This window comes from Pseudomonas veronii, assembly GCF_002028325.1.
GTDB lineage: Bacteria > Pseudomonadota > Gammaproteobacteria > Pseudomonadales > Pseudomonadaceae > Aquipseudomonas > Aquipseudomonas veronii.
This window is the reverse complement of record NZ_CP018420.1, coordinates 5,194,964-5,211,358: the sequence shown is the minus strand read 5'-3', so window position 1 is coordinate 5,211,358 and position 16,395 is coordinate 5,194,964. Positions and strand designations below refer to the sequence as shown.

The 16,395-nt window shown below is 62.2% G+C and carries 13 protein-coding genes and 2 pseudogenes; 9 read left to right on the top strand and 6 right to left on the bottom strand.

The window, feature by feature from the left end; genetic code table 11:
* Window positions 1-64: 64 nt before the first annotated feature.
* The 6 genes from PverR02_RS23700 to rloA form a co-directional block, all read right to left on the bottom strand.
* Window positions 65-421, bottom strand: coding sequence for a helix-turn-helix domain-containing protein (locus PverR02_RS23700; RefSeq protein WP_017848481.1), 357 nt, complete (start codon window positions 419-421; stop codon window positions 65-67).
* Window positions 421-723 (bottom strand): type II toxin-antitoxin system HigB family toxin, encoded by a 303-nt coding sequence (locus PverR02_RS23695; protein ID WP_046382411.1) that lies wholly within the window; start codon window positions 721-723, stop codon window positions 421-423. Before PverR02_RS23695 ends, PverR02_RS23700 begins: the two co-directional genes overlap by 1 nt.
* A 227-nt stretch (window positions 724-950) precedes the next feature.
* A complete protein-coding gene (gene pabB, locus PverR02_RS23690; RefSeq protein WP_079444516.1) occupies window positions 951-2,294 on the bottom strand; it encodes an aminodeoxychorismate synthase component I in 1,344 nt (447 codons plus the stop codon).
* A 99-nt stretch (window positions 2,295-2,393) separates the two neighbouring features.
* Window positions 2,394-3,380: an alpha-L-glutamate ligase-like protein gene (locus PverR02_RS23685; protein WP_079444515.1), complete on the bottom strand. Its 987-nt coding sequence runs from the start codon at window positions 3,378-3,380 to the stop codon at window positions 2,394-2,396.
* Entirely contained in the window at window positions 3,380-4,912 is a 1,533-nt protein-coding gene (gene rloB / locus PverR02_RS23680) for an osmotic stress tolerance membrane protein RloB (protein ID WP_046382414.1), read from the bottom strand. The genes PverR02_RS23685 and rloB overlap by 1 nt, the downstream gene beginning before the upstream one ends.
* Before the next feature lie 5 nt (window positions 4,913-4,917).
* Complete coding sequence (gene rloA, locus PverR02_RS23675) at window positions 4,918-5,466, bottom strand: retropepsin-like aspartic peptidase RloA (protein ID WP_026140213.1); 549 nt, start codon at window positions 5,464-5,466, stop codon at window positions 4,918-4,920.
* A 272-nt stretch (window positions 5,467-5,738) separates the two neighbouring features.
* Here rloA and PverR02_RS23670 point away from each other — a divergent pair, with 272 nt between their 5' ends.
* The 9 genes and pseudogenes from PverR02_RS23670 (at window position 5,739) to PverR02_RS23630 (ending at window position 16,326) form a co-directional block, all read left to right on the top strand.
* The gene (locus PverR02_RS23670; RefSeq protein WP_046382415.1) at window positions 5,739-6,461 is read left to right on the top strand and encodes a GntR family transcriptional regulator; all 723 of its coding nucleotides are present in this window, start codon (window positions 5,739-5,741) and stop codon (window positions 6,459-6,461) included.
* Window positions 6,458-7,351, top strand: coding sequence for a methylisocitrate lyase (gene prpB / locus PverR02_RS23665; RefSeq protein ID WP_017848474.1), 894 nt, complete (start codon window positions 6,458-6,460; stop codon window positions 7,349-7,351). Before PverR02_RS23670 ends, prpB begins: the two co-directional genes overlap by 4 nt.
* A gap of 41 nt (window positions 7,352-7,392) precedes the next feature.
* Window positions 7,393-8,520 (top strand): bifunctional 2-methylcitrate synthase/citrate synthase, encoded by a 1,128-nt coding sequence (gene prpC, locus PverR02_RS23660; RefSeq protein WP_079444514.1) that lies wholly within the window; start codon window positions 7,393-7,395, stop codon window positions 8,518-8,520.
* A gap of 129 nt (window positions 8,521-8,649) precedes the next feature.
* Complete coding sequence (gene acnD / locus PverR02_RS23655; RefSeq protein WP_046382417.1) at window positions 8,650-11,244, top strand: Fe/S-dependent 2-methylisocitrate dehydratase AcnD; 2,595 nt, start codon at window positions 8,650-8,652, stop codon at window positions 11,242-11,244.
* 11 nt (window positions 11,245-11,255) lie between these two features.
* Window positions 11,256-12,446: a 2-methylaconitate cis-trans isomerase PrpF gene (gene prpF, locus PverR02_RS23650; RefSeq protein ID WP_017848471.1), complete on the top strand. Its 1,191-nt coding sequence runs from the start codon at window positions 11,256-11,258 to the stop codon at window positions 12,444-12,446.
* A 257-nt stretch (window positions 12,447-12,703) separates the two neighbouring features.
* Window positions 12,704-12,886: pseudogene (locus tag PverR02_RS23645) on the top strand (PrpF domain-containing protein); the annotation flags it as partial.
* A 257-nt stretch (window positions 12,887-13,143) separates the two neighbouring features.
* A pseudogene (locus PverR02_RS23640) lies at window positions 13,144-13,326 on the top strand (PrpF domain-containing protein); the annotation flags it as partial.
* Window positions 13,327-13,525: 199 nt separating this feature from the next.
* A complete protein-coding gene (prpD, locus tag PverR02_RS23635; protein WP_079444512.1) occupies window positions 13,526-15,010 on the top strand; it encodes a 2-methylcitrate dehydratase in 1,485 nt (494 codons plus the stop codon).
* A gap of 188 nt (window positions 15,011-15,198) precedes the next feature.
* The gene (locus PverR02_RS23630; protein ID WP_152032040.1) at window positions 15,199-16,326 is read left to right on the top strand and encodes a DUF4200 domain-containing protein; all 1,128 of its coding nucleotides are present in this window, start codon (window positions 15,199-15,201) and stop codon (window positions 16,324-16,326) included.
* Window positions 16,327-16,395: the final 69 nt, after the last annotated feature.

Below are 16,395 nucleotides of genomic sequence, written 5' to 3'. Positions count from 1 at the left end.
CGACCGCGTTTATCCTCTGGAAACGCGGTCGAATGTGGGCGCGGGCTTACAGCCGCCAGAGATCTTAAGCCCCTGCCAGCAATCGCTCATACGGGATGCTCAAGCCTTCATGCAGGCGCTTGATCATCGACAGGCTCAGCTTGCGCTTGCGGTTGAGCACTTCGGACACCCGGCCGCTGGTGCCGATGAAGGCCTCCAGGTCGCGCGCCGTCATGCCGAGCTGCTCCATGCGAAAGCGGATGGCTTCCACCGGGTCCGACGGCGGCATCGGATAATGTTCGGCCTCGTACTTTTCAATGAGGACCGCAAGAATTTCCAGCTCATCGCCCTCAGGCGAGCCGATTGGCGCTTCCCATATCTGTTCGACGCGTGCGAGCGCGGCGGTGAGGTCTTCTTGGGAATGTATGGGTTTGATGTTCATCACACGGTCTCCGCGTTGATCTGATCGTACTGTGCGTGGGTTCCCACGAAACGTATGAACCCAAGCTGACGCTGATAATTGATCGCCATGATCACTCGATACCGGTTGCCGCCCACGTTGAATACAACCCTGCTGCCTTTGAGGATGCTCGCGGTTCCGAGCTCCGCCTTGAGCGCTTGCGGCGTTGGGTATGCAGCCTTCTCCATATGGCGATACAACTCGACCAGCGGTGTTTTGGCGTCGATACAAGCTGGGTGGCTCTCCCAGAAGAGACGTAAGGTCGAGAACGCGATTATCCGCATGAGTCGGACCTCCCAATTTGGGAGATATTAGGCTCAGGCAAGTGCAGATGCAATCTTGGAAATATTTTCTGACGAGTAAGCAATCGCTTCATGTGATCCTTCACAGATGGCGGGTGGACGGTCGAAACCGGACGCTATCCTCCAGCTGGTACGCCGTCCACAGCGCTTCTGATTCAGGTTTTTTCTGCGCTCGGGCGCTACGTCCCGAAGCCAGGAAGGGCGCTGCGCTAGAGGCTTTCCAGCGTTTGTAACAACACCCGCACCTTGGTCAGCGACTCCTGATATTCCGCCTGCCATTGCGAATCGGCGACGATCCCGCCGCCGCCCCAGCAGCACACCTGGCCGTCCTTGACCAGCAGGCTGCGGATGGCGATGGAGCTGTCCATCTCGCCACGCACGTCCAGGTACACCAGCGAGCCGCAGTACAGACCGCGGCGGGTTGGCTCCAGTTCGTCGATGATCTGCATTGCGCGGATCTTCGGTGCGCCGGTGATGGAGCCACCAGGGAAGCTGCCGGCGATCAGATCCAGGGCGTCCTTGTCGTCGGCCAATTCGCCGGTGACGCTGCTGACCAAGTGATGCACGTTGGGGTAGCTTTCCAGGCTGAACAACTCCGGCACTTTCACCGAGCCGGTGCGGCAGGTGCGCCCGAGGTCGTTGCGCAACAGATCGACGATCATCAGGTTCTCGGCACGATCCTTGGGGCTGGCCAGCAGTTCGGCGGCGTTGGCGGCGTCTTCTTCAGGCGTCAGGCCGCGCGGGCGGGTGCCTTTGATCGGGCGGGTTTCGACCTGGCGCTGGCTGATCCTGACGAAACGTTCCGGCGACAGGCTCAGTACCGCGCCGTCATCCGGCAGGCTCTGGAACCCGGAGAATGGCGTCGGGCAGGCTTCGCGCAAGGCGCAGTAGGCCGCCCACGGATCGCCGCTGCACGCTGCGCGAAAGCGCTGGGTGAAGTTGACCTGGTAGCAGTCGCCCGCGCGAATATAGTCGTGGATGCGGGCGATGGCCTGGGCGTAGGTCTGGGCGCTGATGTCGGGTGTCATGGGGCCGTGGAGCTTGAAGTCGGCGGCTATCTCGGCGGCTGGCTGGCTGAACAGCTTGATCAGCCGCCGCCGCTCGCCATCGGCCAGTGTCGGGTGAAACACCAACTGGCTGGTCTGCGCCTGGTGATCGCTGACCAGGGCCCAGGCGTACAGCCCAAAACGTGCGTCCGGCAGGTGCAGATCGTCCACCGCGCGGTGCGGCAACTGTTCCAGGTGCCGGCCGAAATCGTAGCTCAGGTAACCGATCAGGCCGCCGGCGAACGGTAACTCGTAGCCAGCCGGCAATGCCGCCTCACCCAACTGTGTAAGGTTTTCCCGCAGGCGTTGCAGGAACTCGCTGCCGCTCTCGTCAGACTGCACCGCCAGCGTCGCTTCGGGCCAGGCGCTGAGCAGGTCATAACGGCCCCGCTCGGCGGTCGGGCGGCCGCTGTCCAATAGCACCGCGCCAGGGGCATGGCGAATCGCCGCAAAATACTCGGCGGGGTTGGCCCGGTAGGGCAGTGGGTGTACGGAACAGGTCGACATGCGGGGTGGATCAGCTGATGGCGTGGGGGAGGGGATTGTAGACCCCCGTAGGATTTGGTCCTAGAGGGGATGTCGGGGATAGACAGATCGAAGGCCGGCTCAGCCTTCGACGGCGGGGATGTGCCCGAACATGGCCTGCACGAACTTCACCCGTTCTTCCGGCGTTTCCGTCACGCCGGCAGCTTTCAGGGTTTCCAGTCGTGCCTCGACCGCGTGGGTGCGCAGGGTCAGGCCGCAGTCGTTGGCGATCTGGATATTCAGCCCCGGCCGCGCATTCAGTTCGAGGATCAGTGGGCCTTTTTCCTGGTCCAGCACCATGTCCACGCCGATGTAGCCCAGCCCGCACAGCTCATAGCAACCGGCGGCGAGTTTCATGAAACCGTCCCAGTTGGGCAGTTGCACGCCATCCACCGCGTTGGTAGTGTCAGGGTGTTTGGTGATGATGTTGTTCAGCCAGGTGCCGCGCAGGGTCAGGCCGGTGGCCAGGTCGACGCCCACGCCGATCGCGCCCTGGTGCAGGTTGGCCTTGCCGCCGGACTGGCGGGTCGGCAAGCGCAGCATGGCCATCACCGGGTAGCCCATCAGCACGATGATGCGGATATCCGGCACGCCTTCGTAGCTGATGCTCTTGAAAATCTGGTCGGGCACCACGCGGTACTCGATCAGCGCGCGGTCGCGGTGGCCGCCCAGGGAGTACAGGCCGGTGAGGATGCTGGAAATCTGATGCTCGATTTCCTCATGGCTGATGATCTTGCCGGACACCGTGCGATAACGCCCCTCAAAGCGGTCGGCGATGACGAGGATGCCGTCACCGCCGGCGCCCTGGGCCGGCTTGATCACGAAGTCGTTGCGTCCACCGATGATCTCGTCGAGCTTGTCGATTTCCTTCTCGGTGGAAATCACCCCGTACATTTCCGGCACATGGATGCCGGCCGCCAGCGCCCGTTCCTTGGTGATGATCTTGTCATCCACGATCGGGTACAGGCTGCGCTTGTTGTACTTGAGCACGTAGTCCGCATTACGCCGGTTGATGCCCATGATGCCCCGCGCTTCCAGGGCCTTCCAGGTCTTCCAGAAGCCGAACATTACGAGTCAGCCTTGAGGAAGGCCTTGAAGCGCACCAGCTCGGTCAGGCGGTAGCCGCGATAACGCCCCATGGCCAGCATGAAGCCCACCAGGATCAGCAGGATCGCCGGGAAGGTGAACACAAAGTAGACCAGCTCCGGCACGCTCATGATCAGGTGCGCCAGGGACGCCGCGAACAGCGTGCCGATCGCCACTTTCAGCGCATGGCTGGCGCCGCGTTCTTCCCAGGTGATCGACAGGCGTTCGATGGTCATGGTCAGAATCACCATCGGGAACAGCGCCACCGACAGCCCGCGCTCCAGCCCCAGTTTATGGCTGAACAGGCTGATGGCCGCGATCAGCACCACCACGAAGGTCAGCACCACCGACAGCCTCGGCAGCATCTGCAACTTCAGGTGTTCCAGGTACGAGCGCAGCGACAAGCCCAGCGCGGTGATGATCGTAAACAGCACAATCCCGAAGCCCAACTGAGTCTCGCGGAACGCCAGGGCGATCAGCACCGGGGTAAACGTGCCCAGGGTCTGCAGGCCGATCAGGTTGCGCAGGATCAGGATCACCAGCACGCCGATCGGGATCATCACCATGATCATGAAGGTCTGCTGGGTTTGCAGCGGCAGGCCGTACAGCGAGTATTCGAGGAAGTTGGCGTCGGTGTTTTCGTCGGTCAGCTTGGCCAGGCGGATCGCGTTCATTTCGCTGTTGTTCAGGCTGAAGGTGACCATGGCTTTCTTGCCGCCATCGACGGTGATCAGGTTTTCATCGCCGGTCCACCACAGCAGGCGGTCGGCGGGCAGGCCTGGTTCACCGGTTTCCGGGTTGAAGTACAGCCAGTCATTGCCATTGAAGCTGCGCAGCCACAGTTCCGGGGTTTGCGGCTGGTCGGCGACGAGGCGGATGGTGTGGACCTTTTCCACCGGCACGTGAGCGATGGACAGCAGCAGTTCGACGATCTTGGCCTTGTGCGGTGTCGACGGGTCGCCCGCCAGCAGCAGCTTGACGTTGTCGTCGTTGAGGTTGTTGGTGCGCTTGATGGCTTCGGTAATAAAGGTTTCCACATCGGCCGAGTGCTGGCGGATCGGCGCGAGCAGGGCTTCGGCGGCGATTTTTTCCGGGCCTTCCACGGCGATGCTGTCGCGGAAGGTCGGGCCCTTGATCTTGACCTTTTCACCGCTGTAACGCTTGGTCAGCACCAGGCGGTAATACAGGGTCTGCTTGCCCTTGGCCCGGCGCGCCGACCAGGTGACCTTGCGGTTGCCATCGATGCGGTTGACGCTGACCCCGTAGTTATTCGAGATGAAACTCTCATTGAGGCTGACGAAGTCGCGGCTCAGGGGCGGCACGAACATCTGGATCTTCACCGGGTCTTTCGGGTTGGCGACGAACTCGACCTTGGCGTCGATGTTCCACAAGTCGTCGGTGGCGTCCTCGGTGACGGGAATGCCCAGCACGAAGATCTGGTAGGCGGTGACCGAAATACCCAGCACCACCAGGAGGGTGATGAGGATTTTCAGGTGCAGGGTCAGAGAGCGCATTCGGTTTACTCGGCGGTATGAGCGTCGGCGGCGCAGGCAGGTTTGCCCGCTGCGTATTTAAGACTGGGGTCGACCAGCGCATCAAAGCGTTTCAACGCTTCGGAGCCGATCAGCAGCGGGTATTGGAAAGCGCTGCGGTCAGTCAAGTTCACTTCGATGCTGCGTAAAGCGCTGCCCATGCAGATATCCAGGGCAATCACCGGACGGGCGGTGTAGTTCTTGTCCTCATCGGGGTCGTAGTCACCGGCGCGGCGCTTGATCTTGCTGACGCGGGCCAGTGGGCGTTCGATGGGGTGGGAATGGGCAGTGTCGATGGCCAGGTAGAAGCGTACCCAGGATTCGCCGTTGCGCTTGAAGCGTTTGATATCGCGGGCGCTCAACGAGGCGGTCTTGGCGCCGGTGTCGAGTTTGGCCGCCACTTCCAGGTCGATATCCGCCAGCTTGGCGTATTCGTTGAGGCCATACACGGTCTTCTCGGCGGCAGCGCATAGCCCCGGCATAAGTCCTGGTATGAACAGTAGGCAAAACAATCGGGGGAAGGGCTTGAGTCTCATAAATCCTGAGGCGGTGCAGTGCGATGTTCAATTCAAGGCGACTGGCATTGCTGCGCAAGCTCCCTCGTGCGCCGTTTCATCAAGAGATGTCAGGCAAAAGCGGCGTCTATTCTAACATGATGCTTTTTTGGCGCCAGCGCTGGCAGGCGGCCATGCCCTTGTTGCTTACAACGGCGGTTATTAGACGATTGTCGACAATGTTGATTTATTCTTTGACTAAGTAGGGCTTATTGGCTAGTTTTTGCGGCATTGCTTTTAAAGGTGTCGACAATATGCTGGATCAATCGGAAGCTCCGGTGGTCTCCCCGGAAGAATCCCAGACAATGTCGGAGAACGTCTTTAGGCGTATACAGGCCGCTATCGTCAAAGGCGAGATCGCCCCCGGCAGCAAGATCTCCGAGCCGGAACTGGCGCGCACCTACGGCATCAGCCGCGGCCCGTTGCGTGAGGCGATCCACCGTCTCGAAGGCCAGCGCCTGCTGGTGCGCGTGCCCCATGTGGGCGCTCGCGTGGTGTCGTTGAGCCACGCGGAACTGATCGAACTCTATGAAATCCGCGAATCCCTCGAAGGCATGGCGTGCCGCCTGGCCGCCGAGCGCATGACCGATGCGGAGATCGAAGAACTGCGCCAGGTGCTGCACACCCACGAACGGGATGCGGCGTTCCAGGCGGGTGTGGGCTATTACCAGCAGGAAGGTGACTTCGACTTTCATTACCGGATCATCCAGGGCGCGGGCAACCGCACCTTGACCCAAATGCTCTGCGGCGAGCTGTACCAGTTGGTGCGTATGTACCGCATCCAGTTCTCCGCGACCCCCAATCGTCCACGCCAGGCCTTTGCCGAGCATCACCGTATTCTTGACGCGATCGCCGATCGCGACGGTGAACTGGCCGAGTTGTTGATGCGTCGTCACATCGGCGCCTCCAAACGCAATATCGCCCGCCACTTCCCAGGCGGTGCTCCCCAGACAGCCACTCAGCGAGGTGAGTCATGAGTTCCAATAACAACCGCACTCCAGGCCAGCGTTTCCGTGACGCGGTCGCCAGCGAACACCCATTGCAGGTGGTCGGCACGATCAATGCCAACCACGCACTGCTGGCCAAGCGCGCCGGTTTCAAGGCGATCTACCTGTCGGGTGGCGGGGTGGCCGCGGGCTCCCTCGGCGTGCCGGACCTGGGCATCACCGGCCTCGATGACGTGCTGACCGACGTGCGCCGCATCACCGACGTGTGCGACCTGCCGCTGCTGGTGGACGTGGACACCGGTTTCGGCTCCTCGGCGTTCAACGTGGCACGCACCGTCAAGTCGATGATCAAGTTCGGCGCCGCTGCCATCCATATCGAAGACCAGGTCGGCGCCAAGCGCTGCGGTCATCGCCCGAACAAAGAAATCGTGTCCCAGCAGGAAATGGTCGACCGCATCAAGGCCGCCGTGGATGCGCGCACCGATGACAGCTTCGTGATCATGGCGCGTACCGATGCGCTGGCCGTCGAAGGCCTGGAATCCGCCCTGGACCGCGCCGCCGCCTGCATCGAGGCCGGCGCCGACATGGTGTTCCCGGAAGCCATCACCGAGCTGGACATGTACAAGCTGTTCGCGTCAAAGGTAAAGGCGCCGATCCTGGCTAACATTACCGAGTTCGGTGCAACCCCGTTGTACACCGTCGATCAACTGAAATCTGCCGATGTTTCCATCGTGCTGTACCCGCTCTCGGCCTTCCGCGCCATGAACAAGGCCGCCGAAAACGTCTACACCGCGATCCGTCGCGACGGCACCCAACAGAACGTGATCGACACCATGCAAACCCGCATGGAGCTTTACGATCGCATCGACTACCACACCTTCGAGCAGAAGCTCGACGCGCTGTTCGCCGCCAAGAAGTAACGAACGCGCCTCCCGGATAACTACAAAATTGGAGAGTAACCATGGCTGAAGCAAAAGTACTGAGCGGCGCTGGCCTGCGTGGCCAGGTGGCCGGGCAGACCGCACTGTCCACCGTGGGCCAGGCCGGTGCCGGCCTGACCTATCGCGGCTACGACGTGCGCGAACTGGCCGCTGATGCGCAGTTCGAAGAAGTCGCCTACCTGCTGCTGTACGGCGAATTGCCGACCAAGACCGAACTGGCTGCCTACAGCACCAAGCTGAGCAAGCTGCGTGACCTGCCCCAGGCGCTCAAGGAAGTGCTCGAGCGCATCCCGGCCGACGCTCACCCGATGGACGTGATGCGTACCGGTTGCTCGTTCCTCGGCAATCTCGAGCCGGAGCAGGACTTCAGCGTACAGCGCGATGTCACCGACCGTCTGCTCGCTGCCTTCCCGGCGATCATGTGCTACTGGTACCGCTTCAGCCATGACGGCAAACGCATCGACTGTGTGACCGACGAACCTTCCATCGGCGGTCACTTCCTGCACCTGCTGCACGGCAAGGCGCCGAGCGAGTTGCACGTCAAAGTGATGAACGTGTCGCTGATCCTGTACGCCGAGCACGAATTCAACGCGTCGACCTTTACCGCGCGTGTCTGTGCGTCGACCCTGTCTGACTTGTATTCGTGCATCACCGCCGCCATCGGTTCGCTGCGCGGCCCGCTGCACGGCGGCGCCAACGAAGCGGCGATGGAAATGATCGAGCGCTTCTTGTCGGCCGAGGACGCCGTCGACGGCACCCTCGCCATGCTGGCGCGCAAGGACAAGATCATGGGCTTCGGTCACGCGATCTACAAAGACAGCGACCCGCGTAATGAAGTGATCAAGGGCTGGTCGAAACTGCTCGCCGAAGAAGTGGACGACAAAGTGTTGTTCCCGGTCTCCGAAGCCATCGACAAGGTCATGTGGGAGCAGAAGAAGTTGTTCCCCAACGCCGACTTCTACCATGCCTCGGCGTACCACTTCATGGGCATCCCGACCAAGCTGTTCACCCCGATCTTCGTGTGCTCGCGCCTCACCGGCTGGGCCGCGCATGTGTTCGAACAGCGCGCCAACAACCGCATCATCCGTCCAAGCGCTGAGTACATCGGCGTCGAACAGCGCAAGTTCGTGCCAATCGAACGTCGCTGAAGGCCGACGATTCCAGGATTGAAATGAGGTCAAAAGGTGGGAGGGGGCAAGCCCCCTCCCACATTTGAATCGCATTTCAAATCTGGATCAGTGGGTTCTTTTTGTAATCACCGTGACCGAGTCCTGACGATGAACACTGAATTTCGCAAATCGCTCCCCGGCAGCCGCCTCGATTACTTCGACGCCCGCGCGGCTGTCGATGCAATCACCCCCGGCGCCTACGCCACCTTGCCTTACACCTCCCGCGTACTCGCGGAAAACCTGGTGCGTCGTTGCGACCCGGCCACCCTCAATGCTTCCCTGAGCCAACTGATCGAGCGCAAGCGCGACCTCGACTTCCCTTGGTTCCCGGCGCGGGTGGTGTGCCATGACATCCTCGGCCAGACCGCCCTGGTCGACCTCGCCGGCCTGCGCGATGCCATCGCCCTGCAAGGCGGCGACCCGGCCCAGGTCAACCCGGTGGTGCCGACCCAACTGATCGTCGACCACTCCCTGGCCGTCGAAGCCGGTGGTTTCGACCCGGACGCGTTCGAGAAAAACCGCGCCATCGAAGACCGCCGCAACGAAGACCGCTTCCACTTTATCGAGTGGACCAAAAAAGCCTTCAAGAACGTCGACGTGATCCCGCCGGGCAACGGCATCATGCACCAGATCAACCTGGAGAAAATGTCTCCGGTGATCCAGGTGCGTGACGGCGTGGCGTTCCCCGACACCTGCGTCGGCACCGACAGCCACACTCCGCACGTGGATGCCCTCGGCGTGATCGCCATCGGCGTCGGCGGCCTCGAAGCCGAGAGCGTGATGCTCGGCCGCGCCTCGTGGATGCGCCTGCCGGAAAGCGTCGGCGTGGAGCTGACGGGCAAGCTGCAACCCGGTATCACCGCCACCGACATGGTGCTGGCGCTGACCGAGTTCCTGCGTCAACAGAAAGTGGTGGGCGCATGGCTCGAGTTCTTCGGCGAAGGTGCATCGGCACTGACCCTGGGCGACCGCGCGACCATCTCCAACATGGCCCCGGAATACGGCGCCACCGCGGCGATGTTCTACATCGACCCGCAGACCATTGCCTACCTGAAACTCACCGGCCGTGAAGACGCACAAGTCGCCCTGGTCGAGCAATACGCTCGCCAGACCGGCCTGTGGGCCGACGACCTCAAGGGCGCGAAATACGAGCGCGGCTTGACCTTCGACCTGTCCAGCGTCGTGCGCAACATGGCCGGCCCGAGCAACCCGCACGCCCGTGTCGCCACCAGCGACCTCGCCGCCAAAGGCATCTCCGGCCAGTGGGAAGAAGTACCGGGGCAAATGCCCGACGGTGCGGTCATCATTGCCGCGATCACCAGTTGCACCAACACCAGCAACCCGCGCAACGTGATCGCCGCCGGCCTCCTGGCGCGCAACGCCAATAAGCTGGGGCTGAGCCGCAAGCCGTGGGTCAAGTCGTCCCTGGCGCCCGGTTCGAAAACCGTGGCCATGTACCTCGAAGAAGCCGGCCTTGGGCACGAACTGGAAAAACTCGGTTTCGGCGTGGTGGCCTTTGCCTGCACCACCTGCAACGGTATGTCCGGTGCGCTCGACCCGGTGATCCAGCAAGAGATCATTGACCGTGACTTGTACGCCACCGCCGTGTTGTCGGGTAACCGCAACTTCGACGGGCGTATCCACCCGTATGCCAAGCAAGCGTTCCTGGCTTCGCCGCCGCTGGTGGTGGCCTATGCGATTGCCGGCACCATCCGTTTCGACATCGAGAAGGACGTGCTGGGCCTCGACGCCAACGGCAAGGAAATCCGCCTGAAAGACATCTGGCCGAGCGACGAAGAAATCGACGCGGTGGTCAAGGCGTCGGTCAAGCCGGAGCAGTTCCGCAAAGTGTATATCCCGATGTTCGCGATCCACGAAGACACCGGCCCGAAAGTCGCGCCGCTGTATGAGTGGCGCCCGCAAAGCACCTATATCCGCCGTCCGCCGTACTGGGAAGGTGCGCTGGCCGGTGCGCGGCCGCTCAAGGGTATGCGCCCGCTGGCAGTGCTGCCGGACAACATCACCACCGACCACCTGTCGCCGTCCAACGCGATCATGCTCGACAGCGCCGCCGGCGAATACCTGGCGAAAATGGGCCTGCCGGAAGTTGACTTCAACTCCTATGCAACCCACCGCGGCGACCACCTGACCGCGCAACGCGCGACCTTCGCCAACCCGAAACTGTTCAACGAAATGGTCGTCGAGAACGGCAAGGTCAAGCAGGGTTCCCTGGCGCGCATCGAGCCGGAAGGCAAGGTCACACGCATGTGGGAAGCCATCGAAACCTACATGGAGCGCAAGCAGCCGCTGATCATCATCGCTGGCGCCGACTACGGTCAGGGTTCGTCCCGCGACTGGGCGGCCAAGGGCGTGCGCCTGGCGGGTGTGGAAGCGATTGCCGCCGAAGGTTTCGAACGCATTCACCGCACCAACCTGGTGGGCATGGGCGTGTTGCCGCTGGAGTTCCTGCCGGGCACCGACCGTCACACGTTGAAGATCGACGGCAGCGAAACCTATGACGTGGTCGGCGAACGCACCCCGCGCGCGCAGTTGACCCTGGTGATCAACCGCAAGAATGGCGAACGTGTCGAAGTGCCGGTGACCTGCCGCCTGGACACCGCTGAAGAAGTGTCGATCTACGAGGCGGGCGGCGTGTTGCAACGTTTTGCCCAGGACTTCCTGGAATCGGCGGCGACCGCCTGAAGAGGATAACCATGTCACACGTACCGCAAATCAAGATCCCCGCCACCTACATGCGTGGCGGCACCAGCAAGGGTGTGTTTTTCAGCGTCCAGGACCTGCCTGAGTCGGCGCAGGTCCCGGGTGCTGCGCGCGATGCCCTGCTGTTGCGGGTGATCGGCAGCCCCGATCCCTACGACAAGCAGATCGACGGCATGGGCGGCGCCACGTCGAGCACCAGCAAAACCGTGATCCTGGCCAAGAGCAGCCGCGCCGAGCATGACGTGGACTACCTGTTCGGCCAGGTCGCCATCGACAAACCGTTCGTCGACTGGAGCGGCAACTGCGGCAACCTGTCGGCGGCGGTGGGTTCCTTCGCCATCAGCGCGGGCCTGGTCGACCCGGCCCGCGTGCCCCGCAACGGCGTGGCCGTGGTGCGGATCTGGCAGGCCAATATCGGCAAGACCATCATCGCCCACGTACCGATCACCGACGGCGCGGTGCAGGAAACCGGCGACTTCGAACTGGACGGCGTGACCTTCCCTGCCGCCGAAGTGCAGTTGGAGTTCCTGGACCCGGCCGCTGAAGAAGAGGGCGGCGGTGGTTCGATGTTCCCCACCGGCAACCTGATCGATGACCTGGAGGTGCCGGGCGTCGGCACCTTCAAGGCCACGCTGATCAATGCGGGTATCCCGACGATCTTCATCAACGCGCAAGACCTGGGCTATACCGGTACCGAGCTGCAAGGCGCGATCAACGGCGACCCGAAAGCCCTGGCGATGTTCGAGACGGTGCGGGCCTATGGCGCGTTGCGCATGGGCCTGATCAAGCATCTGGACGAGGCCGCCCAGCGTCAGCACACGCCGAAGGTGGCCTTCGTGGCACCGCCTGCGGACTACGTGGCTTCCAGCGGCAAGGCGATCAAGGCCGGCGATATCGACCTGCTGGTGCGTGCCTTGTCCATGGGCAAGTTGCACCACGCGATGATGGGCACCGCAGCGGTGGCGATCGGCACGGCGGCGGCGATTTCCGGGACCTTGGTCAACCTCGCGGCGGGCGGCGTGGAACGCAACGCGGTGCGCTTCGGGCATCCGTCCGGCACCTTGCGGGTCGGCGCTGAAGCCACCCAGGTCAACGGCGAATGGGTGGTGAAGAAGGCCATCATGAGCCGTAGCGCGCGGGTGTTGATGGAAGGCTTCGTGCGCGTCCCAGGCGACGCGTTCTAAGGTTCGATACACATCCAATGTGGGAGGGGGCTTGCCCCCGATAGCGGTGTACCAGTCGACACATTCATTGACTGACCCACCGTCATCGGGGGCAAGCCCCCTCCCACAAGGGGTCTCTATTCCAAGGCAGGCATCGAAGATCTGCTTCCAGTAACCGTGAGCCCGAGGACTGCCCCCCCACCCACTTTGGAGAACAGCCATGAGCGCCAACGTCGACCAGAACACCCGCCCCGACTACGGCCAGGTTTTGCAGGACATCGCTGACGGCGGGCGGCGTGGAACGCAACGCGGTGCGCTTCGGGCATCCGTCCGGCACCTTGCGGGTCGGCGCTGAAGCCACCCAGGTCAACGGCGAATGGGTGGTGAAGAAGGCTATCATGAGCCGTAGCGCGCGGGTGTTGATGGAAGGCTTTGTACGCGTCCCAGGCGACGCCTTCTAAAACCCAACACCAATCCCCTGTGGGAGGGGGCTTGCCCCCGATAGCGGTGTACCAGTCGACACATTCATTGACTGACCCGCCGTCATCGGGGGCAAGCCCCCTCCCACAAGGGATCTCTATTCCAAGGCAGGCATCGAAGATCTGCTTCCAGTAACCGTGAGCCCGAGGACTGCCCCCCCACCCACTTTGGAGAACAGCCATGAGCGCCAACGTCGACCAGAACACCCGCCCCGACTACGACCAGGTTTTGCAGGACATCGCTGACGGCGGGCGGCGTAGAACGCAACGCGGTGCGCTTCGGGCATCCGTCCGGCACCTTGCGGGTCGGCGCTGAAGCCACCCAGGTCAACGGCGAATGGGTGGTGAAGAAGGCCATCATGAGCCGTAGCGCGCGGGTGTTGATGGAAGGCTTCGTGCGCGTCCCAGGCGACGCGTTCTAAGGCTCGATACACATCCAATGTGGGAGGGGGCTTGCCCCCGATAGCGGTGTACCAGTCGACACATTCATTGACTGACCCACCGTCATCGGGGGCAAGCCCCCTCCCACAAGGGATCTCTATTCCAAGGCAGGCATCGAAGATCTGCTTCCAGTAACCGTGAGCCCGAGGACTGCCCCCCCACCCACTTTGGAGAACAGCCATGAGCGCCAACGTCGACCAGAACACCCGCCCCGACTACGACCAGGTTTTGCGGGACATCGCTGACTACGTCCTCAACTACCGGATCGACTCCCCAGCCGCGCTGGACACTGCGCGCAACTGCCTGATGGACACCCTCGGTTGCGGCCTGCTGGCGCTGCGGTTCCCGGAATGCACCAAGCACCTGGGGCCGCTGGTCGAGGGTACGGTGGTGCCGTTCGGCTCGCGGGTGCCGGGCACGTCGTTCCGGCTCGACCCGGTCAAGGCCGCCTGGGACATCGGCTGCATCGTGCGCTGGCTCGACTACAACGACACCTGGCTCGCCGCCGAATGGGGCCACCCCTCGGATAACCTCGGCGGCATCCTCGCCGTGGCCGATCACCTCTCGCAACGACGCGTGGCCAATGGCGACGCGCCGCTGACCGTGCGCGCAGTGCTGGAGGCGATGATCATGGCCCACGAGATCCAGGGTGTGATTGCCCTGGAAAACGCCTTCAACCGTGTCGGTCTTGACCATGTGCTGCTGGTGAAAGTCGCCTCGACGGCGGTCACCGCCAAGCTGATGGGCGCCAACCGCGAGCAACTGCTGTCGGCGCTGTCCCACGCCTTTGTTGACGGTCAGGCATTGCGCACCTATCGGCACGCGCCGAATGCCGGTTCGCGCAAATCCTGGGCGGCGGGCGATGCCTCCAGTCGCGGTGTGCGGTTGGCAGACATCGCGCTGCGCGGCGAGATGGGCATCCCCGGGGTGTTGAGCGCGCCGCAATGGGGCTTCTACGATGTGCTGTTCAGTCACACCAACAAGGACCTGGCGCTCAAGCCCGAAGACAAGCGCACCTTCAGCCTGTCCCAACCCTACGGCACCTATGTGATGGAAAACGTGCTGTTCAAGATCAGCTTTCCCGCCGAGTTCCACGCGCAAACCGCCTGCGAAGCTGCGGTGACCTTGCACCCGCAGGTTGTGGATCGCCTGCACGACATCGAACGCATCGTGATCACTACCCATGAGTCGGCGATTCGGATCATTTCCAAGGTCGGCCCATTGGCCAATGCGGCCGACCGCGATCACTGCCTGCAATACATGACCGCCGTGCCGCTGGCCTTCGGCACGCTGGTGGCCGAGCAGTACGAAGATGAGTTCCACGCTGCGCACCCGATCATCGACGAGCTGCGCGAAAAGATGGTGATCTTCGAAGAGCCCCGCTACAGCCGCGAATACCTGGAGGCGGACAAACGTTCCATCGCCAACGCGGTGCAGGTGTTCTTCAACGATGGCACCCACACCGAGCAGGTCGCGGTGGAGTACCCGATTGGGCATCGTCGGCGCCGGGTGGACGGTATTCCGTTGCTGGAAGACAAGTTCAAGGCCAACCTGGCGACGCGCTTTACGGCCCAGCGCAGTGCCGAGATTTTTGCGTTGTGCAAGGATCAGGCGCGGCTTGAAGCCACGCCGGTGAATCGCTTTGTGGATTTATGGGTGATATGAACGCGCCGTGGTTGCGCACGCTCGCGAAGGGCAGGTTTTGACACAGACATACTTTGCGATTGATGCGTCCTACATCTTCGGAACCGTTTTCAGATAGAAGCCAATCAGGTGTCAGATGCCCTGCAGGCGCGGGTCATCTGGCAAGCGATGCTTGTGGATCAAACACCTGAATCTGAAAAGGCCCTTTTATGAATAGCGTAAACAATCGCCCGCCAATGCCCAACACCGTCGGCTATGACATGTCGCCGAACGCCAGGCTCCGTCGCGCCGACGAGAGCCTCAGAGTACCTGACAGTCCTCTGGCCAAGGCGTCGTCTGCGGCAAAAAACGCGGTACCCGCTCATCTGGAACACCTCTCTGGCCAGAACAAACAGTTGGCCGAAAAATATGATCAGATGGTCGCCAAGTTAACGCCGCAAATCATGAAGCTTCAGGAGCAAGTGAACCAGCTTGCGCAGCACCCCAAGGTGAAGGCAGCGTCTGGAAAAGAGGCGGCACCGTCGAACCCCAGTACTCGTGGTGATCCTGCGGCGAAGCAGAACGGCACGTCGCCTGAAGCGCGCGGCCGTATGGACAATACACAAGGGGCCGGGCGGGATGCTCCTCCCTCCCTTGAGCGCTTGACTGCCGAAAATAAGCAACTGGGCGATAGGCTCAATAAGTTGGAGTCCGGTTTCAATTCGGTCGTTAAAGGGCTTCAAGACCAGATCGGTGATTTGAGTAAGAGGTTGGGCGCGGATACTCCCCAGACCCGGATGCCTCCCGCAGCGCAGGGGCAGGGGCAGGGTCAGGGTCAGGGTCAGGGTCAGGGTCAGGCCAATCAGGGAGCTTCTTCCGGTCAGGGCAAGCAAGGCGCAGCGCAGGGTCAGGGTCAGGGTCAGGCCAATCAGGGTGCTTCTTCCGGTCAAGGCAAGCAAGGCGCGGCGCAGGGTCAGGGGCAGGGGCAGGGGCAGGCCAATCAGGGTGCTTCTTCCGGTCAGGGCAAGCAAGGCGCAGCGCAGGGTCAGGGGCAGGCCAATCAGGGTGCTTCTTCCGGTCAAGGCAAGCAAGGCGCGGCGCAGGGTCAGGGTCAGGCCAATCAGGGGGCTTCTTCGGGCCAAGGCAAGCAAGGCGCGGCGCAGTCCAACGAAAGCAACCCGTCGGCCCGGTCCGATGAATCAAACCAGGCGCCTCGTACCCTCGAGGATCTCGCACGCGACAATGAGCAACTTCGCACACGCATCGACCAGATGATGGCTGAATTTTCCAAGGTGATTTCCGAACTGCAGAAGCAAATCGAGCAGCTGAATAACCAGATCAAAGCGCTGAAGGGTTAAGTTCAGCGATAGAAAAACGGGTCAATGTGGGGCGGTAAGCCCGCACCTGCATCGACCCCGTTCTGCTGA